This is a genomic window from Marinobacterium ramblicola (assembly GCF_019084545.1).
Taxonomy (GTDB): domain Bacteria; phylum Pseudomonadota; class Gammaproteobacteria; order Pseudomonadales; family Balneatricaceae; genus Marinobacterium_D; species Marinobacterium_D ramblicola.
Genome location: NZ_JAHREP010000004.1, coordinates 207,763 through 229,266 on the forward strand (window position 1 = coordinate 207,763; position 21,504 = coordinate 229,266).

The 21,504-nt window shown below is 62.4% G+C and carries 20 protein-coding genes; 17 read left to right on the forward strand and 3 right to left on the reverse strand.

Annotation, left to right across the window (positions count from 1 at the left end):
• Nucleotide 1: 1 nt before the first annotated feature.
• Entirely contained in the window at nucleotides 2–1,690 is a 1,689-nt protein-coding gene (gene paaN / locus KQ940_RS04645; protein WP_217412188.1) for a phenylacetic acid degradation protein PaaN, read from the reverse strand.
• Between the two features lie 473 nt (nucleotides 1,691–2,163).
• Here paaN and paaF point away from each other — a divergent pair, with 473 nt between their 5' ends.
• The 17 genes from paaF (at nucleotide 2,164) to KQ940_RS04730 (ending at nucleotide 19,435) form a co-directional block, all read left to right on the forward strand.
• Nucleotides 2,164–2,937, forward strand: a complete 774-nt coding sequence (gene paaF / locus KQ940_RS04650) for a 2,3-dehydroadipyl-CoA hydratase PaaF (protein WP_217412190.1) — start codon at nucleotides 2,164–2,166, stop codon at nucleotides 2,935–2,937.
• Nucleotides 2,938–2,997: 60 nt separating this feature from the next.
• Nucleotides 2,998–3,789, forward strand: coding sequence for a 2-(1,2-epoxy-1,2-dihydrophenyl)acetyl-CoA isomerase PaaG (gene paaG / locus KQ940_RS04655; RefSeq protein ID WP_217412192.1), 792 nt, complete (start codon nucleotides 2,998–3,000; stop codon nucleotides 3,787–3,789).
• An 11-nt stretch (nucleotides 3,790–3,800) separates the two neighbouring features.
• The gene (gene paaH / locus KQ940_RS04660) at nucleotides 3,801–5,324 is read left to right on the forward strand and encodes a 3-hydroxyacyl-CoA dehydrogenase PaaH (RefSeq protein WP_217412194.1); all 1,524 of its coding nucleotides are present in this window, start codon (nucleotides 3,801–3,803) and stop codon (nucleotides 5,322–5,324) included.
• On the forward strand, nucleotides 5,317–5,781 hold the full coding sequence (gene paaI, locus KQ940_RS04665) for a hydroxyphenylacetyl-CoA thioesterase PaaI (RefSeq protein WP_217412196.1): 465 nt from the start codon (nucleotides 5,317–5,319) through the stop codon (nucleotides 5,779–5,781). Before paaH ends, paaI begins: the two co-directional genes overlap by 8 nt.
• 15 nt (nucleotides 5,782–5,796) lie before the next feature.
• Nucleotides 5,797–6,999 carry a 3-oxoadipyl-CoA thiolase gene (gene pcaF / locus KQ940_RS04670; protein WP_217412198.1) on the forward strand — a complete coding sequence of 401 codons (1,203 nt, stop codon included), beginning with the start codon at nucleotides 5,797–5,799 and terminating at the stop codon, nucleotides 6,997–6,999.
• Nucleotides 7,000–7,082: 83 nt separating this feature from the next.
• On the forward strand, nucleotides 7,083–8,393 hold the full coding sequence (gene paaK, locus KQ940_RS04675) for a phenylacetate--CoA ligase PaaK (protein ID WP_217412201.1): 1,311 nt from the start codon (nucleotides 7,083–7,085) through the stop codon (nucleotides 8,391–8,393).
• A 146-nt stretch (nucleotides 8,394–8,539) separates the two neighbouring features.
• On the forward strand, nucleotides 8,540–9,532 hold the full coding sequence (gene paaA, locus KQ940_RS04680) for a 1,2-phenylacetyl-CoA epoxidase subunit PaaA (RefSeq protein ID WP_217412203.1): 993 nt from the start codon (nucleotides 8,540–8,542) through the stop codon (nucleotides 9,530–9,532).
• Nucleotides 9,533–9,547: 15 nt separating this feature from the next.
• A complete protein-coding gene (gene paaB, locus KQ940_RS04685; protein ID WP_217412205.1) occupies nucleotides 9,548–9,829 on the forward strand; it encodes a 1,2-phenylacetyl-CoA epoxidase subunit PaaB in 282 nt (93 codons plus the stop codon).
• Nucleotides 9,830–9,842: 13 nt separating this feature from the next.
• The gene (paaC, locus tag KQ940_RS04690; protein ID WP_217412207.1) at nucleotides 9,843–10,622 is read left to right on the forward strand and encodes a 1,2-phenylacetyl-CoA epoxidase subunit PaaC; all 780 of its coding nucleotides are present in this window, start codon (nucleotides 9,843–9,845) and stop codon (nucleotides 10,620–10,622) included.
• A gap of 39 nt (nucleotides 10,623–10,661) precedes the next feature.
• Nucleotides 10,662–11,240, forward strand: a complete 579-nt coding sequence (paaD, locus tag KQ940_RS04695) for a 1,2-phenylacetyl-CoA epoxidase subunit PaaD (RefSeq protein WP_217412209.1) — start codon at nucleotides 10,662–10,664, stop codon at nucleotides 11,238–11,240.
• 54 nt (nucleotides 11,241–11,294) lie between these two features.
• A complete protein-coding gene (gene paaE, locus KQ940_RS04700; protein ID WP_217412211.1) occupies nucleotides 11,295–12,368 on the forward strand; it encodes a 1,2-phenylacetyl-CoA epoxidase subunit PaaE in 1,074 nt (357 codons plus the stop codon).
• Between the two features lie 19 nt (nucleotides 12,369–12,387).
• Entirely contained in the window at nucleotides 12,388–14,433 is a 2,046-nt protein-coding gene (paaZ, locus tag KQ940_RS04705) for a phenylacetic acid degradation bifunctional protein PaaZ (RefSeq protein WP_217412213.1), read from the forward strand.
• Nucleotides 14,434–14,741: 308 nt separating this feature from the next.
• A complete protein-coding gene (locus tag KQ940_RS04710; RefSeq protein WP_217412216.1) occupies nucleotides 14,742–15,779 on the forward strand; it encodes a TRAP transporter substrate-binding protein in 1,038 nt (345 codons plus the stop codon).
• A gap of 11 nt (nucleotides 15,780–15,790) precedes the next feature.
• On the forward strand, nucleotides 15,791–16,312 hold the full coding sequence (locus KQ940_RS04715) for a TRAP transporter small permease (RefSeq protein WP_217412218.1): 522 nt from the start codon (nucleotides 15,791–15,793) through the stop codon (nucleotides 16,310–16,312).
• A gap of 63 nt (nucleotides 16,313–16,375) precedes the next feature.
• Nucleotides 16,376–17,704 carry a TRAP transporter large permease gene (locus tag KQ940_RS04720; RefSeq protein WP_217412220.1) on the forward strand — a complete coding sequence of 443 codons (1,329 nt, stop codon included), beginning with the start codon at nucleotides 16,376–16,378 and terminating at the stop codon, nucleotides 17,702–17,704.
• A gap of 165 nt (nucleotides 17,705–17,869) precedes the next feature.
• Nucleotides 17,870–18,802 carry a phenylacetic acid degradation operon negative regulatory protein PaaX gene (gene paaX / locus KQ940_RS04725; RefSeq protein ID WP_217412222.1) on the forward strand — a complete coding sequence of 311 codons (933 nt, stop codon included), beginning with the start codon at nucleotides 17,870–17,872 and terminating at the stop codon, nucleotides 18,800–18,802.
• A gap of 120 nt (nucleotides 18,803–18,922) precedes the next feature.
• Complete coding sequence (locus tag KQ940_RS04730; RefSeq protein ID WP_217412224.1) at nucleotides 18,923–19,435, forward strand: Crp/Fnr family transcriptional regulator; 513 nt, start codon at nucleotides 18,923–18,925, stop codon at nucleotides 19,433–19,435.
• On the opposite strand, the gene KQ940_RS04735 is transcribed toward KQ940_RS04730, so the two are convergent.
• Both KQ940_RS04735 and KQ940_RS04740 read right to left on the reverse strand, forming a co-directional pair.
• Nucleotides 19,432–20,601, reverse strand: coding sequence for a M20 aminoacylase family protein (locus KQ940_RS04735; RefSeq protein WP_246589713.1), 1,170 nt, complete (start codon nucleotides 20,599–20,601; stop codon nucleotides 19,432–19,434). The two genes, KQ940_RS04730 and KQ940_RS04735, sit on opposite strands and share 4 nt — an antisense overlap.
• A gap of 93 nt (nucleotides 20,602–20,694) precedes the next feature.
• A partial coding sequence (locus KQ940_RS04740; protein WP_217412226.1) for an AMP-binding enzyme occupies nucleotides 20,695–21,504 on the reverse strand: 810 nt, incomplete at its 5' end.

A 21,504-nucleotide genomic window follows, 5' to 3' on the forward strand; every position in this document is an offset into this window, starting at 1 on the left:
TTTACTCCTGTACCGGCGCGGGAACGTCATGGCGGTTCTGCACCACCACAAAACGGCGGCTGACGAACGCCAGATCGGTCAGGCAGGCATTTGCTGCCGGGTTGCCACCGGTGGCATGGAAATCACTGAATGCAGCCGACTGGTTGACGAACACGCCGCCGCTCAGATTACAGGACAGCGCCACTTTCACCTCCAGCGCCAGCTCTGCCGCCTGCTCCAATACCGCCTCGGATGTAGAATAAACGCCGAGCGTAATCGCGCCCTTTTCCGCGATCACTTCACGCGCGATCTGAAAACTCTGTTCGGTGCTGTCGGTGGCGATCAGGAAAGAGATCGGCCCGAAGCGTTCCTGTGCATAGGCCGCGCGATCGGCCGCATCAACAGCCAACATCAGCGGGGTCTGCATGCGCGACCCGGCAAACTCCGGATGCTCAACCGGCTGGCTATCCAGCACCACGCGTCCCAGTGCCCTGTTCTCCTCGATGCGCTGCAGGGTAGCGGGATTTTGCAGCGCGCCGAGCACGTTAACCTGCACATCGGAGTTGGACAGGAAGCGACTCACCGCGTCAGCCAAGGCCGAGGCGATGGCGTCGAAACTCATGTATCCCTGGTCGGTGTCGATGCCGTCACGCGGAATGAAGATATTCTGCGGTGTGGTGCACATCTGGCCGGAGTACAGACTCAACGAGAACGCCAGATTGCGCGCGACCGCTTTCAGGTTATCCACACTGTCGATGATCAGCGTGTTGACGCCGGCTTTCTCAGTGAACACCTGCGCCTGGGGGCAGTTACGCTCCAGCCAGTTACCGAACTCGGAGGAACCGGTGAAGTCGATCAGCTTGACCGCCGGGTGCTGGGCCAGGGTTTTGGTGATCGGCGCTGCAGCGCTGTCCGGCACCATCGACACCAGGCAGGGATCGAATCCCGCCTCAGCCAACACCTGTTGCGCGATCTGCACGCTGATCGCCACCGGCAGTACCGATCCGGGGTGCGGTTTTACGACGACCGGGTTACCGGTGACCAGGCTGGCAAACAGGCCGGGGTAGGTGTTCCAGGTCGGGAAGGTCGCACAGGCCACGACCAGTGAGATCCCCTGCGGCACGATGGTATAAGACTTCTCCATGGCCAGGGCGGGATGTTTACCCTGCGGCTTGATCCAGCGGGTACGCTCCGGCACCTGCTTCATCGCCGACCAGGCCATCGCCACCGCTTCCAGCCCGCGGTCCTGCGCATGGGGGCCACCGGCCTGGAATGCCATCGGGAAGCCCTGCCCGGTGGTATGCATCACCGCATAGGCCATCTCGAAGCTGCGCTTGTTCAGTCGATGCAGTATCTCCAGGCAGACACCGGCACGGGCATCCGCGCCGGCATCGCGCCAGGTCTTCATACCGACCCGCATACGGGCGATCAGCCCCTCAATGTCCGGAACTTCATAGGTTATCCCCAGCTCGAGGCCATAGGGGGATACCTCTTCACCGACTCGGCCTGCGATACCGGTTAGCGCCAGTTCGTACCGTTGTCCAAGAGCGGCTTCAAACGCGGCCCGGCCTTCGGCATTCGCCGTCTCACCGTAGATTCGCCCGCTCGGCACCTCCGGGTAGGGCGACCAGAAATCGCGTGTGCGACCGGCATCCACCGCACGCTCCAGTGTTGCCAGGTGTGCTTCGAAAAATGCCTGGGCCTTAGCCATAGAACCGATCTCCAGTGAGGTCGGATCGTCTCTATCGGGAGACGCCAGCGTCTACCGCTGGGCACCGATGAGCGATCGCTGTTGTATTTGTAGTCGCCCACGATGCTAGTAACACGCTTTTTTAATGTCAAATTATTAATAAGTAACACAATAAACCAAATCCGCCACACGCGCGATCCAGGCCAAGCCCCGGGGCCCAAGCGCGGCAGAATTAACCTTTATACATCAGCAATATATGCGTTTCATAAAACATTCATAGCTTCTTAAACATACAGACCAATGATCTGACAAGACTTCAAACACTTACTACAAAAGCCAAAAAACACAACATAAAGACACGTTAATTTTAATTTTATTACTTTTCATGTATCACTTTTTTGAGCTAAGCTAATCGACAACAATGAGGTAGGTCCACGCGAGATCGACCCGACACAAGACAGATGACATCCATAACTACAAAAACAGTGAAGACTATGCTGAATTTTCTACTGACCGGAACGTCATCCAACGGCGTACTGACTATTCAACTACACCGCCCGGAAGCGCTGAACGCCCTCAATACAGCGCTGCTCCGTGAGCTGGCCGATACCCTTGACAACGCCGCCACCGACAGCGCGGTGCGAGCGGTCGTCATTACCGGCGACAGCCGAGCCTTTGCTGCCGGCGCCGATATCCGCGAAATGGCCGACCTGGACCTGGTCGGCGTCATGAACGACCCACGCCCACAATACTGGGCACGGATCGCGGCTTTCGCCAAACCGATCATCGCCGCCGTCAACGGCTTTGCCCTCGGCGGCGGCTGCGAACTGGTGATGCACGCCGATATCGTCATCGCCAGCCGCGATGCCCGCTTCGGCCAGCCCGAGATCAAGCTCGGCATCATCCCCGGCGCCGGCGGCACCCAGCGTCTGATCCGCGCCGTCGGCAAATCCCTCGCCTCACAGATGGTGCTAACCGGCGAGCCGATCAGCGCCCAACGCGCTTACGACGCTGGGCTGGTCAGCGAGCTCACCGAACCCGAACTGACTCTGGAGCGCGCCCAACAGATCGCGGCCAGCATCGCCGCCCAGGCACCACTGGCCGTGCGTCAGGCCAAGGACGTGCTGCTGCGCTCCCAGGAGACGCATCTGGCGGCTGGCCTGGCCTATGAACGCAAGGCGTTCACGCTGCTGGCCGCCACCGAGGATCGCAACGAAGGGATCCAGGCATTTATCGAAAAACGGCGTCCGGAGTACAAGGGGCGCTGAGCCCCTCTCCCGGACAGGACCCGACCACCCCATACGTCTACTCTGAAGGAGCCGCCAGCCATGGCTTTCGAGCATATTGAATATCGCGTCGACCAGGGCGTTGCTGTACTGACCCTGAACCGTCCCGCCAACCTCAACAGCTTCAATGCCGAGATGCACGCCGAGATGCGCGAAGCACTGAAGCAGGTGCGCAAGGATGAGTCTGTACGCTGCCTGCTGATCACCGGTAACGGCCGCGGTTTCTGCGCCGGCCAGGATCTGTCCGACCGCAACGTGGCGGCCGATGCGGAGATGCCCGACCTCGGCCTCTCCATCGAGAAGTTCTACAACCCGATGATCCGCACCCTGCGCGAGCTGCCGCTCCCTGTGATCTGTGCCGTCAACGGCGTTGCCGCCGGCGCCGGTGCCAACATCGCGCTGGCCTGCGACATCGTATTCGCCGCCCGCTCCGCCAGCTTCATCCAGGCGTTCTGCAAAATCGGCCTGGTACCGGACTCCGGCGGCACCTGGACCCTGCCGCGCCTGGTCGGCCCGGCCCGCGCCATGGCGCTGTCGATGTTGGGTGACAAGATCTCCGCCGAGCAGGCCGCCGACTGGGGCATGATCTGGTCCTGCGTCGACGACGACGCGCTGATGGACAGCGCCCTCGGCTGTGCCCGTCACCTGGCCACACAACCGACCCAGGGTCTGGCGCTGATCAAGCGCGCGCTGAACGCCAGCAGCACCAACACCCTGGACCAGCAGCTCGATCTTGAGCGCGATCTGCAGCGCATGGCCGGCCGCACCGCCGATTACCGCGAGGGGGTCGCCGCGTTCATGGAGAAGCGCAAGCCCGAGTTCAAAGGCTGCTGAAGGGAGAACCGATGAAACAGATTACTGAACGTTCCGTTATCGGCGTGATCGGTGCCGGTGCCATGGGTGCCGGTATCGCCCAGGTCGCGGCGGCAGCCGGCCACCCGGTGCTGCTGTTCGATAACGCCCCCGGTGCCGCCCGGAAAGGGATCGACAACACCGGCAAGGGGCTGGACAAGCTGGTTGCCCGCGGCAAGCTCGACGCCACCGAGCGCGATGCGCTACTGGCCCGCCTGCAGCCGATCGATTCGCTGGACGCCCTGTCCGATGCCGATCTGGTGATCGAGGCGATCGTGGAGAACCTGGAGATCAAGCGTGGCCTGTTCGCCCAGCTGGAAACGATCTGCGCGCCCGGCACCCTGTTCGCCTCCAACACCTCGTCGATCTCCATCACCTCGATCGGCGCGGGCTTGAACCAGCCCCAGTACCTGGCCGGCATGCACTTCTTCAACCCGGCACCGGTGATGAAGCTGGTCGAGATCGTCTCCGGCCTGGATACCGATCCCGCCGTTGCTCAGACCCTGCATCGACTGGCCAACGAATGGGGCAAGAAAGCGGTCTATGCCAAATCCACCCCTGGCTTTATCGTCAACCGCCTGGCACGCCCCTTCTATGCCGAAGGGCTGCGCCTGCTCGAAGAGGGCGCCGCGGACTGCGCCACCCTGGATGCGCTGATGCGCGAGGCCGGTGGTTTCCGCATGGGGCCGTTCGAGCTGATGGACCTGATCGGCCACGACGTCAACTACGCGGTGACCTGCTCGGTGTTCAACGCCTACTACGGCGACACCCGCTTCCAGCCCTCGCTGACCCAGCAGGCACTGGTCGACGCCGGTCGCCTGGGGCGCAAATCCGGCCAGGGTTTCTACACTTACCGTGACGACGCCGAAAAGCCGCAGCCAAGCACTATCACCGTCAACGCAGAGCACCTTCCCGAGACCATCGTGATCGAGGGCGAACTGGGCTGCGCGGCAGCGCTGATCGAGCGCTGGTGCGAAGCCGACGTGAATGTCGTGCTGCGTGAAGGCCGCGGTCTGATCCGCGTCGGCGACTGCACCCTGGCACTCAGCGATGGTCGCATGGCCGATGAGCGCGCGGTACAGGATGGCATCGGCGCCCTGGTGCTGTTCGATCTGGCACTCGATTACAGCCGCTGCAGCCGTCTGGCTGTCAGCCGCAATCGCCGCGTATCGGAGCAGGATATGGACGCCGTCGCCGCGCTGTTCAGCCATATCGGTATCGCCCTGACCCCGCTCGATGACGTACCGGGCCTGGCAGTGCTGCGCACCCTCGCCATGCTCGCCAACGAGGCCTCGGACGCGGTGATGCAGGGCGTCTGCAACGCCGCCGATGCCGACAACGCCATGCGCTACGGCGTCAACTATCCACAGGGACCGCTGGCCTGGGCTGAACAGGTGGGCCTGGCCCATATCCACCAGACCCTGAGCAACCTGCAGAGCAGCTACGGCGAGGAGCGCTACCGCCCCTCCCGCCTGCTGCGCCAGAAACTCTACTCCGGAGCGCGCTACCATGACTGACCGCACCACCTCCATGACACCCCAGCAGCTGGCCGAAGCCAGTGCCGATGCGATGTACAGCCTCGACACCGCTGTCCGCGCGCTGAACATCGCCATTGAACACATCGCGCCGGGAGAAGCGACACTGGCTATGGACGTCACCGAAAAGATGATCCAGGGCCACGACAGCTGCCATGGCGGTTACATCTTCACTCTGGGTGACTCGGCATTCGCCTATGCCTGCAACACCTACAACGCGGTGACCGTTGCCCAGGGCTGCACCATCGACTACATCGCCCCCGGCAAGCTCGGCGACCGTCTTACGGCCTATGCAAAAGAACAGTCCCGCGGCAAGCGTACCGGCGTCTATGACGTGCGCATCGAGAATCAGCGGGGTGAACTGGTCGCGCTGTTCCGCGGCAAATCCTATCAGGTGCGCGGCACCTTGATCGAAGACCCAAGCAACCCGCCTGCGTAACCGGAGAACCTGCTTATGAAAGACGCACTGATTATCGATGCCATCCGCACACCGTTCGGCCGTTACGCGGGCACCCTGGCGAGCGTACGTGCCGACGATCTCGGCGCCGTGCCGATCAAGGCGCTGATGGAGCGCAACCCCGGTATCGACTGGAACGAAGTGGATGACATCGTCTACGGCTGCGCCAACCAGGCCGGCGAAGACAACCGCAACGTGGCGCGCATGTCGGCGCTACTGGCAGGGCTGCCGGTCAGCGTGCCGGGCACCACGCTGAACCGCCTGTGCGGCTCCGGCATGGATGCGATCGGCACCGCCGCCCGCGCACTCAAGGCGGGCGAGACCGCGCTGATGATCGCCGGTGGCGTCGAGTCGATGTCCCGCGCCCCGTTCGTCATGGGCAAGGCGGAAACCGCGTTCAGCCGCAGCGCCGAGATCTTCGATACCACCATCGGCTGGCGTTTCGTCAATAAGCAGATGAAGGCACAGTACGGTGTCGACTCGATGCCGGAAACCGCGGAGAACGTGGCCGAACAGTTCAACATCAGCCGCGAAGACCAGGACCTGTTCGCCCTGCGCAGCCAGCAGCGCACCGCAGCCGCCATCGAAGCGGGTCGCTTCCAGCGCGAGATCGTGCCGGTGAGCATTCCGCGCCGCAAGGCGGATCCGCTGATCTTCGATACCGACGAACATCCCCGCACCACCACGCTGGAAGCGCTGACCAAGCTGCCGACACCCTTCCGCGACGGCGGCAGCGTCACCGCCGGCAACGCCTCCGGTGTCAACGACGGCGCCTGCGCCCTGCTGCTGAGCAATGCCGAAACCGCCGAGCGCTTGGGGCTGAAGGCCCGCGCCCGCGTGGTCGGTATGGCTACAGCGGGACTGGAACCCCGCATCATGGGCTTCGGCCCGGCACCGGCGGTACGCAAGGTACTGAAGCAGACCGGTCTCGAGCTTGCGCAGATGGACGTGATCGAGCTCAATGAGGCGTTTGCCGCCCAGGCGCTGGCCGTATTGCGCGACCTGGGACTACCGGACGATGCCACGCACGTGAACCCGAACGGCGGCGCCATCGCGCTGGGGCATCCCCTCGGTGCCAGCGGTGCGCGCCTGGTGACCACGGCGCTGAATGAACTGGAGATCCGCCAGGGCCGTTACGCCCTGTGCACCATGTGTATCGGCGTCGGTCAGGGTATCGCCATGGTAATCGAGCGACTCTAACGAACGCCCCAAGCGACCGCCCGCGAGCGCCCAACAGCTCCGGGCGGAATCGGCTATAAAAATAATTGATCAGGACACGAAATATGACCAGCACTGCACACAAGAACACCAGCATTCTGGACCCGATCGAAACCGCCAGCATCGACGAGCTGCGCCACACCCAGCTGCAGCGCATGCGCTGGAGTCTGATGCACGCCTACACCAACGTGCCGTTTTACCGCAAGGCGTTCGACGAGGCCGGCGTACATCCGAAAGAGCTGGAGACCCTGGAGGATCTGGCGCGCTTCCCGTTCACGCTGAAGAACGACCTGCGCGACAACTACCCGTTCAACATGTTCGCCGTGCCGATGCGTGACATCGTGCGTATTCACGCTTCCAGCGGCACCACAGGCAAACCCACCGTGGTCGGTTACACACAGCAGGATATCGACACCTGGGCCGATGTCGTCGCCCGCTCCCTGCGCGCCGCCGGTGCCCATGCCGGTGACCTGGTCCACGTCGCCTACGGTTACGGCCTGTTCACCGGCGGCCTCGGCGCCCACTACGGTGCCGAGCGTCTGGGTTGCACGGTGATCCCGATGTCCGGCGGCCAGACCGAGAAGCAGGTGCAGCTGATTCGCGACTTCAACCCTGACGTGATCATGGTCACCCCCTCCTACATGCTCAACATCGCCGACGAGATGGAGCGTCAGGGGCTGGATCCGCACGAACTCAAGCTGCGCCTGGGCATCTTCGGCGCCGAGCCCTGGACCGGCACCATGCGCACCGAGCTTGAGCAGCGTCTTGGCATCGACGCCATGGATATCTACGGGCTGTCGGAAGTGATGGGCCCTGGCGTGGGTATGGAGTGCATCGATTCCAAGGATGGCCCGACCATCTGGGAAGACCACTTCTACCCGGAGATCATCGATCCCAATACCGGTGAGGTTCTGCCGGATGGCGAGTATGGCGAGCTGGTGTTCACCTCACTGAGCAAAGAGGCGCTGCCGATTATCCGTTACCGCACCCGCGACTTGACCCGCCTGCTGCCGGGCACGGCACGGCCGATGCGCCGCATCGACAAGATCACCGGGCGCAGCGACGATATGCTGATCATCCGCGGCGTCAACGTGTTCCCGACCCAGATCGAGGAGCAGATCCTGCGCATACCGGAGCTGGCACCGCACTACGAGATCATCGTCAGCCGCAACGGCAACCTGGACCAGATGGAGGTCAAGGTCGAGCTCAAACCCAATGCCGTCGGCATCGATGCCGAGCCGCGCGTGATCAAGGAGCTGACCCACCACATCAAGTCCTATATCGGTATCAGCACCCGCATCAGTGTTGGCGCTCCCGGCTCACTGCCGCGCTCGGAGGGCAAGGCAAAGCACGTCACCGACCTGCGTAAACAGTAAGTCGATCGGGGCAGTTTCGCCTGCCCCATTTTTTCGACCAATTATGATACGGTTTTATTTCTTTACATTATTTGTTCGTATCATATAATCAGTACAAACATTGATCTGCAGCAATGACAGATCGCGAAAAATAACAGGAGACAGCCATGTACGCCCAACTCGTCGATACAGGCGCAAAACGGCTTAAGACCCTGGAGGAGATGTCGCCGGAAGAGCGCGCATTCCAGGAGAAGATCGATGCCGAGATCAAGATCGAACCGAAGAACTGGATGCCGGAGGGCTACCGCCGCACCTTGATCCGCCAGATCTCCCAACACGCCCACTCCGAGATCGTCGGCATGCTGCCGGAGAAGAACTGGCTGACCCGCGCGCCCAACTTCAAGCGCAAGCTGCAGCTCCTGGCCAAGATCCAGGATGAGGGCGGCCACGGCCTCTACCTGTACAGCGCCATGGAGACCCTGGGTGCCGATCGCGATGAAGAGGTCGCCAAGCTGCACAGCGGCGAGGTGAAGTACTCCAGCATCTTCAACTACCCGGCGCTGAGCTGGGCCGACATGGGCACCATCGGCTGGCTGGTCGATGGCGCCGCCATCGTCAACCAGGTTGTATTACAGAGAACCTCATATGGCCCATATTCCCGTGCCATGATCCGCATCTGCAAGGAGGAGAGCTTCCACCAGCGCCAGGGTTACCAGATCCTGCTGCACATGATGCAGAACGGTACCGACGAGCAGAAAGCGATGGTGCAGGACTCGATCAACCGTTTCTGGTGGCCGGCGATGATGATGTTCGGCCCGCACGACTCCGACTCCCCCAACTCCGCCCAGTCGATGGCGTGGAAGATCAAGCGCATGTCCAACGACGACCTGCGCCAGCGCTTTATCGATCAGACCGTGCCGCAGCTCGAGTTCCTCGGCTGCACCGCCCCGGACCCGGAGCTGAAGTGGAACGAAACCCGCGGCCACTACGATTTCGGCGAGATCGACTGGACCGAGTTCTACGACGTGGTCAAGGGCAACGGCCCCTGCAACCGCGACCGCCTGCGCACCCGTCGCAAAGCCATTGAAGAGGGTACCTGGGTCCGCGAAGCGGCCAGTGCCTATGCAGCCAAACAGAAGCAGAAAAACGCAGCTGCCTGAAGCGAGGATTAGAACATGTCTGACTGGACTCTTTTTGAAGTATTCGTGCGCAGCAAGCACGGTCTGAACCACAAGCATGTCGGCAGCGTGCACGCCGCCGATGCCGCGATGGCACTGGAGAACGCCCGCGAGCTGTACACCCGTCGCAGCGAAGGGGTCAGCATCTGGGTTGTACCCTCCGCCGCCATTACCGCCTCGTCACCGGACGAGAAGGAACCGCTGTTCGACCCGTCCGACGACAAGGTGTACCGCCACGCCACCTTCTACGATCTGCCCAAAGAAGTGGGCCACATGTAAGGAGGGGCTGACGATGAACCAGAACCAAGCTCTGTTTGAATACCTGCTGCGCCTCGGTGACAGCGACATGATCCTCGGTCAGCGCCTGTGCGAGTGGGTCGGCAATGCACCCGCCCTGGAAGAGGAGATGGCGATCGGCAACGTGGCGCTGGACCTGATCGGCCAGGCCCGCTCCTGGTTGACCCTTGCGGCAGAGGTAGCAAGCGCTGCCGAATTGGAAGCTGCCGGCCGCAGTGCCGACGATCTGGCCTTTACCCGCGACGAGCGCGCCTACCGCAACCTGCTGATCGTCGAGCAGGCCAACGGCAACTTCGCCGATACCATGGCCCGCCAGTACCTGTTCGACGTTTGGCACTACCACCTGCTGAGTGCCCTGAGCGGTTCCGCCGATGAGCGCGTCGCCGCCATCGCCGCCAAGGGCCTGAAGGAGGTGACCTATCACCTGCGCCGCTCCAGCGCCTGGATCAAGCGCCTCGGTGACGGTACCGAGGAGAGCCACGCCAGGATGCAGGACGCGATCGACGAGATCTGGACCTACTCCGGCGAGATGTTCATCGCCGACGAGGTGGACAACCTGCTCGCCGTGGCCGGTATCGGCGCCGACCTGAACCGGCTGCGCAGCCTGTGGCAGGCTGATGTCCAGGCCCTGCTCGCGGAAGCGACACTGAACTGCCCGTCGATGGACGAGTACATGCAGCGCGGCAGCAAGCAGGGACTGCACACCGAGCAGCTCGGCTTCCTGCTGGCCGAGATGCAGTTCCTGCCGCGCGCCTATCCGGGCGCCAGCTGGTAACCCTTGATCGGCTGCCTTTAATAAAAGGAGATACGCACGATGATCCGGGAATTCGACAACACACAGGCCGATCACAGGAACCAGCCGCTGATCGCCACCGATCGTGCCGGTCAGCAGCTCGAACAGCCCTCGATCGAGGCGATCTGGACCCTGCTCGACGCGGTACCCGATCCCGAGGTGCCGGTGGTCAGTGTGGTCGATCTCGGCATCGTGCGCGATCTGCAGTGGGATCTTCAAAGTGGGATGCGTCAGCTGGTGGTAACGCTGACCCCCACCTATTCCGGCTGCCCCGCCACCGAATTTATCGAAGAGGCGATCGCCGAGGCGCTGCATGCGGCCGGCATCGCCAACGTGCGCCTGCATCAACAACTGGCCCCGGCTTGGACCACCGACTGGATCACCGAGTCCGGCCGCGAAAAGCTGCGCCAGTACGGTATCGCACCGCCGGTCGGCTCTGCCTCCAAGCGCACCCTGCTGGGTGAGGAACCGGAGGTCGCCTGCCCGCAGTGCGGCTCCCACGACACCGTGCAGGTCAGCGAGTTCGGCTCCACCGCCTGCAAGGCGCTGTACCGGTGCAACAGCTGTCTCGAGCCGTTCGACTACTTCAAGTGCATCTGAGCTCAAGCTATCGAGCCAGTCGCATCCGAGCCCAACAATAACAGAGAGAATACTATGAGCCGTTTTCACACCCTGGAAGTTGCGGACGTCCGCCAGGAAACCCGCGACGCTATCTCCATCGCCTTCGCGGTGCCCGACGAACTGAAAGACACCTACCGCTACCGCGAGGGCCAGCACCTGGTGCTGCGCACCCAGATCGACGGTGAAGAGGTACGCCGCTCCTACTCCATCTGCACCTCTCCGGCGGACGAAGAGCTGCGCATCGCGGTCAAGCGTATCTCCGGCGGTCTGTTCTCCAACTTCCTCAACGATCAGGCGCGCAAAGGGCTGCAGATCGAGGCGATGCCGCCGGCAGGTCATTTCCATATCGACCTGGATCCGGCCCGCGCCGGCCACTACCTGGGCGTTGCTGCCGGTAGCGGTATCACGCCGATCTACTCGATCATCAAGACCACGCTGGAGAGCGAGCCGAACAGTGAGTTCACCCTGTTCTACGGTAACCGCGCCACCACCAGTACCATCCTGCGCGAACAGCTGGAGGACCTGAAAAACCGCTTCATGTCGCGACTGAACCTGGTCTACGTGATGACCCGCGAGCAGCAGGATATCGACCTGTACAACGGCCGCATCGACGCCGACAAGTGCAAGGCGCTGTTCGACCACTGGCTGGACGTGCCCAACCTGACCGCGGCCTTCCTCTGCGGTCCGCAGACGATGATCGAAACCGTGCGCGAGCAGCTGGAAGCGCATCAGCTTGACCGTTCACGCATCCACTACGAGCTGTTTGCCACTACCGGCGGCAACCAGGCACGCAAACATCGCGTGCAGGAGAGCTCCGGCAAGGTCGAGATGTGCGACGTCACCGTCATCGCCGACGGCCGCAGCATCAGCTTCGAGCTGCCGCGCAACAGCGACAACATCCTCGATGCCGGCAACAGCCACGGTGCCGACCTGCCCTACTCCTGCAAGGCCGGCGTCTGCTCCACCTGCCGCGCGCGGGTGGTCGAGGGCGAGGTGGAGATGGACGCCAACTTCGCACTCGAGGATTACGAGGTGAAAGCGGGCTACGTGCTCTCCTGCCAGTGCTACCCGGTCACCGACAAGGTGGTCCTGGACTTCGACCACTGATCATCGCGAGGTTAACGAGATGAAACTGAACAGCTATATCAACGGCCAGTGGATAGAAGGCAGCGACAACGGCACCGAGGTGTTCAACGCCGTCAACGGCGATCGGGTGTGCAGCGTCAGCAGCAGCGGCATCGACTTCAACGACGCGGTGCACTTCGCCCGTGAGCAGGGCGGCCCTGCGTTGCGCATGTTCACCTTCCATGAGCGCGCCAACGCACTGAAGGCGCTGGCTCAGCGGCTGATGGCGAAGAAGGAGGCGTTCTACCGCATCTCCGCCTGGACCGGCGCCACCCGCACCGACAGCTGGATCGATATCGAGGGCGGCATCGGCACCCTGTTCACCTACGCCAGCCTGGTCCGCCGCGAGCTGCCCAACGAAACCTTCCTGGTCGAGGATGACGCCCAGCGCCTGTCCGCCGAAGGCAGCTTTATCGGCCGCCATATTTTGGTGCCGAAACCGGGCGTCGCCGTGCATATCAACGCCTTCAACTTCCCCTGCTGGGGAATGCTGGAGAAGATTGCGCCGAGCCTGGCCGCCGGTATGCCGGTGATCGTCAAGCCGGCCACCGCCTCGGCCTACCTGACCGAAGCGATGGTACGCGAGATCGTCGACTCCGGACTGCTGCCGGCAGGCGCCATCCAGCTGGTCTCCGGCAGCGTCGGCAACCTGCTCGACCTGCTTGACGAGCAGGATGTGGTCACCTTCACCGGCTCCGCGTCCACCGGACAGAAGCTGCGCAGCCACCCCAATATCGTCGCCCACTCCATCCCGTTCACCATGGAAGCGGACTCGCTGAACTGCAGCATCCTCGGCGCCACCGTGGAACCGGGCTCGGCCGAGTTCGACCTCTACGTGAAAGAGGTGGCACGCGAGATGACGGTCAAGGCGGGACAGAAGTGCACCGCGATCCGTCGCGCCATCGTGCCGCGCAACCGGGTCGAGGCGGTGGCGGACGCGCTTAAAGCACGCCTGAGCAAAACCACCATCGGTGATCCGGCCGTCGACGGCGTGCGCATGGGCCCGCTGGTCGGCCGTAGCCAGGTGGACGATGTCTGGAGCAAGGTGGAGCAACTGCGCCAGGAGTGCGAGCTGATCCACGGCGGCAACCGCGATTTCGCCATCACCGGCGGCGACGCCGACAAGGGTGCGTTCTTCCCCACCACCCTGCTCTACGCCGACCAGCCGCTGAGCAGCGAGCTGCCGCACAGCGTGGAGGCGTTCGGCCCGGTGTCGACCCTGATGGCCTATGACGACCTGGATCAGGCGATCGCCATCGCCAAGCGCGGCAAGGGCAGCCTGGTCGGCTCCATCGTCACCGCCGACAACTTGGAAGCCCGCGAGCTGGTACTCGGCTGCGCCGCGTACCACGGCCGTCTACTGGTACTGAATGCGGACTGTGCCAAGGAGTCCACCGGACACGGTTCGCCCCTGCCGACGCTGGTCCACGGCGGCCCCGGCCGCGCCGGTGGCGGCGAGGAGCTGGGCGGCCTGCGCGCAGTGAAGCACTACATGCAGCGCACGGCGATCCAGGGTCACCCGACCACGCTGACCGCGATCACCAAGGAGTTCAACCCGGGCTCCGAGCAGATCAAGGATCCGGTGCACCCGTTCCGCAAGTACTTCGAAGAGCTGCAGATCGGCGAGACGTTGATCACCCACCGCCGCACCGTGACCGAAGCGGACATCGTCAACTTCGGCTGCCTGTCCGGCGATCACTTCTACGCCCACTTCGACGAGATCGCGGCGAAGGACTCCCTGTTCGGCAAGCGTGTGGCACATGGCTACTTCGTCATCTCGGCAGCGGCCGGCATGTTCGTCGAGCCATCGCCGGGCCCGGTGCTGGCCAACTACGGCATGGAGAACCTGCGCTTCGTCGAGCCGGTGGGTATCGGCGACACCATCCAAGTGCGCCTGACCTGCAAGCAGAAGATCAAGAAGGATCGCCGCTCCGAGGAGGAGCAGCCCAACGGCGTTGTGGTCTGGGATGTGGAGGTCCGCAACCAGCACGACAAACCGGTGGCGCTGTACAACATCCTGACGCTGGTGGCGCGCAAGGAGGATTGAGCGGACCCGGCCTGGTACCGCAGCTTACAGAGCGCGACGCCAGGCCAAGCCCTTCAGCATCTCATCAACGCATTGATAAAGCACAATTCAAAAACACAAACGATTTTGTTTGTATCTAAAACAATCAAGATAAATAGCTAATTTTATTAAGCTATCAATAATAATGCGCTATAGATATACGACCTAATGACACGATAATGATATTAGACATTTCTATTTCGTGTCATATAATCACCTATTAAACCCAGGCTGCCAAAAACGCTGCTTGTCGTTTAACGAAGACCGAAAACTATAAGAAGGACACTTCAATGAACTTGAAAAAACTGCTCGTCACCTCCTCACTTATGCTGTCGCTCGGCTCACTGCCGGCCGTTGCTGCCACCGAAATGCGTGTCGCCACCTGGCTGCCACCGACCCACCCGCAAAACATCGACGTACTGCCCACCTGGGGCAAGTGGATCGAAGAGGCCACTGAAGGCCGCGTTACCCTGAAGCTCGAGCACAACATGGGCCACCCCAAGGACATGTTCTCACTGGTTGAGGATGGCGTTGTCGATGCCAGCTGGACCTTCCACGGCTATGTGCCGGGCCGCTTCCGCCTGACTCAGATCGTCGAACAGCCGGGACTGGGCGCCGATGCCGAAGCCGCCTCCGTTGCCTACTGGCGTGTCTACGAAAAGTACTTTTCCGACGCCAACGAGCATGAAGGTCTCGAGCTGATGGGCCTGTTCACCCATGCTCCCGGCCAGATCCAGACCGCCAAGCCGATCTCCAGCCTGGCTGATCTTAAGGGCATGAAGATCCGCCTCGGCGGCGGTATCCAGAGCGAATTGGGTGCGCGGATGGAGGTCACTCCGGTCAACGCTCCGGCATCCAAGGTCTATGAGATGATGCAGCAGGGTGTTATCGACGGTACCTTCCTGCCGGTCTGCGAGCAGAAGACTCTGCGTCTGAGCGAAGTGGCTCCGAACCTGACCCTGCTGCCGGGCGGCATGTACCTGGGCAGCTTCGCCATCTTCGCCAACCCGGACTTCCTCGACAGCCTGGACCCGAAAGACAAGGAAGCGATCCTGAAGGTATCCGGTGAAAAACTGTCGCAGATGGCCGGACGCGTCTGGGATCAGTGCGGCACCGATGCACTGGCCGCAAGCCGCGAAGCGGGCGTCAACGTGGTTGAAGTGGGCCAGAATGACCCGATGGCCAAGCAGTTCGACACCCTGACCAAAGGTTTGGACGAGGTCTGGGTTCAGTCCGTCGCCGACCGCAGCAAAGATGCAGCGGCTGCGCTGAAAGAGCTGCGCGAAACCGCCCGTAGCTACAATCCCGACAGCGTCGCGGCAAACTGAGGTAAGGGCTAATGCACTTCTCGCAATGGCTGCATCAGCACTACCACGAGAAGGGCCCGATGGTCTGGCTGGCGTTTCTGCTTGAAGCGCTGGCCGGCGCCATCCTGCTGGCTCTGGTGCTGCTCACCTGTGTCGACGTGTTCGGGCGCTACTTCTTCGGCAACGCCGTGGATGGCGCCACCGAGATGACCGAGATCGCGCTGGCGATCATCGTCTTCGCCGAGATACCGGTGATCACCTGGCGTGGTACCCATGTCGTGATCGACGTGCTCGACAACCTGTTCGGACGCTGGGTCAAGGGGCTGGAAACCCTGTCCGCGGTGCTGATCGCGGCGATGCTCTACCTGCTCGGCGATACCGTCATGACCCAGGCGGCGCGCTCGCTGCGTCGTAACGTGACGACTGAATACCTGCATCTGCCGGTCGGCGACATCATCCAATATATCGGCGTCATGTGCTGGCTCACCGCCGCCTGCACGCTGAGCTGGGGCATCTACCGCATCTTCATGCACCGTAGCGAACAGCACAGCTAACCCAACACGGCTAACCCAACAGCCCTCATAACGATAACAACGCTTGCACGAGGTCCCGCAGCCATGACTATCGCGCTGATCAGTTTTGCCATCCTGTTGCTATTGATCGTCGTTCTTCGCATTCCCCTGGCCTTCGCCATGGCGCTGGTCGGCGTGGTCGGCTTCGCCTGGCTGTCGGGACTGACCTTCGACAACCTGACCACCTTCCGCTGGCACGGTGCGCTGGCGATGGCCTCCTCCCGGGTCATCTCCACCGCGCAGGAGTACAGCCTGTCGGTGATTCCGTTGTTTATCCTGATGGGTAACCTGGTCACCCGCTCCGGCCTGTCCCACGAGCTCTACCGCGCCTCGCACGCCTTTCTCGGCCACTTCCGCGGCGGCCTTTCGATGGCCACGGTGGTCGCCTGCGGCGGCTTCTCCGCCATCTGCGGCTCCAGTCTCGCCACCGCCGCGACCATGGCCAAGGTGGCGATGCCGCCGATGCGCAAATACGGCTACGACGACAGCCTGGCCAGCGCCTCCATCGCCGCCGGCGGTACCCTCGGCATCCTGATCCCGCCCAGTGTGATCCTGGTGATCTATGGTCTGCTGACCGAGTCGAGCATCCGCGAACTGTTCGCCGCCGGTTTCATCCCCGGCATGCTCGGCATCCTGCTCTACCTGGCCGCGGTGCGCTACATCGTCTGGCGTAACCCGGAGAAAGGTCCGGCCGGTGAGCGCACCTCCTGGCCCGAGCGGCTGCAGGCACTGAAACAGGTGCGCGGCATCCTCGGCCTGTTCATTCTGGTCATGGGCGGCATCTACCTGGGCGTATTCACGCCGACCGAAGCGGCCGGCATCGGCGCCGGCGGTGCCTTTGTCATCGCCCTGATGCGCCGCACGCTGAACCCCCGCGTGCTGTTCGAACTGGTCAGCGATACCGGGCGCACCACCGCGATGCTGTTCAGCGTGGTGATCGGCGCGCTGATCTTCTCCAACTTCATCACCCGCGCCGGTCTGCCGGAGGACCTGCTGGCCCTGGTCACCGGCCTCGGCGTATCGCCGATGGCGGTGATCCTGGTGATCCTGCTGATCTACGTGCTGCTCGGCATGGTGTTCGAGAGCCTGTCGATGCTGCTGCTGACCGTGCCGGTATTCTTCCCGCTGGTGCAGAGCCTGGGCTTCGACCCGGTCTGGTTCGGTATCGTCGTGGTCGTAGTTACCGAGATCAGCCTGATTACGCCGCCGGTGGGGATGAACGTGTTCGTACTCAGCGCCGTGCTGCCGGATGTCAAAACCGGCACCATCTTCCGTGGCATCACCCCGTTCTGGTGTGCCGATATCCTGCGCCTGGCGCTGATCACCTCGATCAGCTGGATCTCGCTGGTGCTGCCCCAAATGCTGTACGGTTGACGGTTTCTAGATGCACTTGTTTTAGATAGCACTGGCCGTCCTTGGGTGACCTCCTGTCACCCCTTTTCCTTTTTATTGGCTGTCAGCGCCGCCTGCCGGGTTTTCAGCGACAGGGCCCGCTTGTAAACTAGAGCGCTTCTCTACACGGAGGTTTTCCGCCAGTTCATGAGCAGTTCAACCCACCTCAACGCCCTGATCAACCAGTTCCGCAGTCAGCGGCCGATCCGCGCCGGTTCACTGATCATCTCCGTATTCGGTGACGCCATTGTGCCGCGCGGCGGCAAGGTTTGGCTGGGCAGTCTGATCAATGTACTGGAACCGCTGGGACTGAATCAGCGCCTGGTGCGTACCTCGGTGTTCCGCCTGAGCAAGGAGGAGAACTGGCTCGCCGCCGAACAGCTGGGCCGACGCGCCTACTACAGCCTGACCAACCAGGGCCGGCGCCGTTTCGACCAGGCGTTCAAGCGTATCTACGTGCCCGCGGTGCAGGAGTGGGACGGCAGCTGGAGCCTGGCGGTACTGTCCCAGGTACCGGCGGAGATCCGCCAGCAGGTACGCGATGAGCTGCAGTGGATGGGCTTCGGTGCCTTCGGCCCGACCCTGATGGCCGCGCCGCACTGCGATATGCTGGAGGTGCGCAATACGCTGCAGGAGATGGACGCACTGGACAGCACCATCCTGTTCGAGACCCGCGAGGGTACCCAGTACTCCTCCAAGGCGCTGCGCGCGCAGTCGCGCGAGTGCTGGAACCTGGACCAGATCAACGACAGCTACCGCAGCTTCCTCGACCGCTTCCGCCCGGTGTGGCAGGAGATGAGCAACCAGAAACAGCTCGACCCGCAGGAGTGCTTCATCGCCCGCACCCTGCTGATCCACGAATACCGCAAGGTGCTGCTGCGCGATCCGCAACTGCCGGCGGAACTTCTGCCCTCTGATTGGGGCGGCACCGCTGCGCGTCAGCTGTGCCATAACCTGTACAACCTGGTGTGCAAGGCCTCGGAGCAGTATATCGGCCGCACCATGGAAACTGCCGACGGCCCCCTGCCGCCGCCCTCGCCTTCGTTCTACAAACGCTTTGGCGGTCTGAGCGACACCTAAAAGAATTCCGCACGCTCTCCCGATGTGGCCTGTGTTGATCAGGCCGTTCGGTTGCCCTGCCAACCTTAGCCGAAGCTATACTGAAAAGGTCGCCGGACCGGTATAGAGAGGCACTCCCAAATGAAGGTACTTGACGCACAAGCACTATGGGACGATCTGGGCGCTCTCTATTTTCGCGAGTTATCGACCTTCGGTGCCCTGCCGGACAGCGTGGTACTGCACGTACTGAGAGGAGGTCGGGTACTGCAGCTGGATCAGGGGGATACGCTGTACCGGGAGAACGAACGCACCGACTCCTTCTTCGTGGTGCTGCGCGGCGTCGTTAACCTGTACTCACTGCAGGAGGGCGGCAACCGGATACTGGTGCGTCAAAATCCGGCCGGCACCAACATCGGCTTTGCCGCAATGATCAGCCTGACCCCTCATGTCGTTAGCGCCGTCGCGGCCGAGAGCGCAACAGTGGTCGAGATCGATTCTCGGCAGTTTTCCCTGCTTCATGAGGAGGAGCCCGAGGCCTTCGGTATCCTGCTGTTGAACCTGACACGCGATATCGCCCGCACGCTGATGAAGCTGGGTGTCAGGATTATCGAGCTGGAGAGTAGAAACCCTCCGTCCAAAGAGACTAATCCCTAATCCCCGTCACCTAGATGACGTTCGACGAGGGCGACGTGCAGTCTGATCCCGGTCGCCAATACTTCGTCGTTGAAGTCGTAATGGGGATGATGAAGGGGCACCTCCTCACCACCGCGCCCCTGTCCCAGCCAGATGTAGGCGCCCTCGACCGCCTGCAGCATGAATCCGAAATCCTCCGACGTAAAAGCTGGCTGAGGTGCCAGTTCCGCACGGGCGAAGCCGGCCGCAGCTGCCAACGCTTCCTCGGCGGCATCCGCGTTGTTGATCGTCGCTGGATAGTAGCGAGTGTAATTCACCGTTACGCGGGTACCACTGGCGAGGGCCACGCCGTCGGCGACCTGACGCAAGGATTCCTCGATCCTGTCCTGCACCGCTGGGTCGAAAGTGCGCACCGTGCCGACAACGCGAACGGCAGCAGGGAGGACGTTGTGCGAACTCCCCCCCTCGATCTGCGTTACCGAAAGCACGGCTGTGGACATCGGCGGAATGCGACGGGATACCAGGCTATTGAGTTGTGTCACAAGATCGCTGGCCGCCAGGATCGCATCCGGCGTCTTGTGTGGCATCGCGGCATGGGCGCCGCAGCCCTCAACCAGAATCTCGAACTTGTCCGCTGCCGCCATGATCGGCCCCGGCCGTGTCGCCACGGTACCGGCTGGAAGATCCGGCCAGTTGTGAAAGGCAAACACTCGGTCGCAGGGAAAGCGCTTGAACAGCCCATCCTCAACCATGGCTCGGGCACCGGCCTCCCCCTCTTCGGCGGGCTGGAAAATGAAGTGGACCGTGCCGTCGAAGCGACGGGTATGAGCGAGATACCGGGCGGCGCCCAGCAACATCGCCACATGCCCGTCGTGACCGCAGCCGTGGAAAACACCCGGATTGCAGCTGGCATAGGGGAGTCCGGTCTCCTCTTGGATAGGCAGTGCATCCATGTCGGCGCGCAGGCCGATACTGCGATGGGAGCTGCCCACTTTCAGCGATGCGACGACGCCGGTGCCGCCGATGCCAGTATGTACCTCCAGTCTCAGCTCACGCAATGCTTCCACAATCTTCGTCGCCGTGCGGTGCTCTTGGTACGCAAGTTCGGGGTTGGCGTGAAGGTCGCGCCGGAACGAAACCAAAGGCACCACCAAGTCGTCGATTTCCACTCTGTCACTGCTGTTCATAACACGCCTCGGGTTGGATAGATGAATAGGGAAAACATAGGCAGTCGATGATTGATGAAAAGCGCTACATCCAGGGCTGTATCGCCTGACGTGTCACTTGCGATTCAACCGCTTTTCGATCAGATCATCGACTACGCTCGGATCCGCCAGGGTGGAGGTGTCGCCCAGCGCGCCGAAATCGTCCTCGGCGATCTTGCGCAGGATGCGGCGCATGATCTTGCCGGAGCGGGTCTTCGGCATGCCCGGTGCGAACTGGATCAGGTCCGGCGAGGCGATCGGACCGATCTCGGAGCGCACCCAGTTACGCAGCTCCTTCATCAGCTCATCGCTCTGTTCGAAGCCCGACTGCAGCGTAACGTAGACGTAGATACCCTGACCCTTGAGGTCGTGCGGATAACCCACTACAGCGGCTTCAGCGACTGCCGGATGCGCGACCAGGGCGGACTCGACCTCGGCGGTACCCATGCGGTGACCGGAGACGTTGATCACGTCGTCGACGCGACCGGTGATCCAGTAGTAACCGTCGGCATCGCGGCGGGCACCGTCGCCGGTGGTATAGACGCCCTTGAAGCTGGAGAAGTAGGTCTGCACGAAGCGCTCGTGATCACCCCAGATCGAGCGGCTCTGGCCCGGCCAGGAGTCCTTGATCACCAGGTTGCCCTCGGTAGCACCCTCCAGCTCGTTACCCTCGTTGTCGACCAGCGCTGGCTGCACGCCGAAGAAGGGACGGGTTGCCGAACCCGGCTTGGTCGGCGTCGCGCCCGGCAGCGGCACGATCATGATGCCGCCGGTTTCGGTCTGCCACCAGGTATCGACGATCGGGCAGTTGCCCTTGCCGACCACACGGTTGTACCACTCCCAGGCTTCCGGGTTGATCGGCTCGCCGACGGAACCGAGCAGTTT

Coding starts and splice junctions, on each gene's coding strand:
- paaN (WP_217412188.1), bottom strand. CDS start 1,690: ATGGCTAAGGCCCAGGCATTTTTCGAAGCACACCTGGCAACACTGGAG.
- paaG (WP_217412192.1), top strand. CDS start 2,998: ATGGCTTTCGAGCATATTGAATATCGCGTCGACCAGGGCGTTGCTGTA.
- paaD (WP_217412209.1), top strand. CDS start 10,662: ATGATCCGGGAATTCGACAACACACAGGCCGATCACAGGAACCAGCCG.
- KQ940_RS04730 (WP_217412224.1), top strand. CDS start 18,923: ATGAAGGTACTTGACGCACAAGCACTATGGGACGATCTGGGCGCTCTC.
- paaA (WP_217412203.1), top strand. CDS start 8,540: ATGTACGCCCAACTCGTCGATACAGGCGCAAAACGGCTTAAGACCCTG.
- paaI (WP_217412196.1), top strand. CDS start 5,317: ATGACTGACCGCACCACCTCCATGACACCCCAGCAGCTGGCCGAAGCC.
- paaZ (WP_217412213.1), top strand. CDS start 12,388: ATGAAACTGAACAGCTATATCAACGGCCAGTGGATAGAAGGCAGCGAC.
- KQ940_RS04715 (WP_217412218.1), top strand. CDS start 15,791: ATGCACTTCTCGCAATGGCTGCATCAGCACTACCACGAGAAGGGCCCG.
- KQ940_RS04735 (WP_246589713.1), bottom strand. CDS start 20,601: ATGAACAGCAGTGACAGAGTGGAAATCGACGACTTGGTGGTGCCTTTG.
- paaB (WP_217412205.1), top strand. CDS start 9,548: ATGTCTGACTGGACTCTTTTTGAAGTATTCGTGCGCAGCAAGCACGGT.
- paaC (WP_217412207.1), top strand. CDS start 9,843: ATGAACCAGAACCAAGCTCTGTTTGAATACCTGCTGCGCCTCGGTGAC.
- pcaF (WP_217412198.1), top strand. CDS start 5,797: ATGAAAGACGCACTGATTATCGATGCCATCCGCACACCGTTCGGCCGT.
- paaX (WP_217412222.1), top strand. CDS start 17,870: ATGAGCAGTTCAACCCACCTCAACGCCCTGATCAACCAGTTCCGCAGT.
- paaF (WP_217412190.1), top strand. CDS start 2,164: ATGCTGAATTTTCTACTGACCGGAACGTCATCCAACGGCGTACTGACT.
- paaK (WP_217412201.1), top strand. CDS start 7,083: ATGACCAGCACTGCACACAAGAACACCAGCATTCTGGACCCGATCGAA.
- KQ940_RS04720 (WP_217412220.1), top strand. CDS start 16,376: ATGACTATCGCGCTGATCAGTTTTGCCATCCTGTTGCTATTGATCGTC.
- paaH (WP_217412194.1), top strand. CDS start 3,801: ATGAAACAGATTACTGAACGTTCCGTTATCGGCGTGATCGGTGCCGGT.
- paaE (WP_217412211.1), top strand. CDS start 11,295: ATGAGCCGTTTTCACACCCTGGAAGTTGCGGACGTCCGCCAGGAAACC.
- KQ940_RS04710 (WP_217412216.1), top strand. CDS start 14,742: ATGAACTTGAAAAAACTGCTCGTCACCTCCTCACTTATGCTGTCGCTC.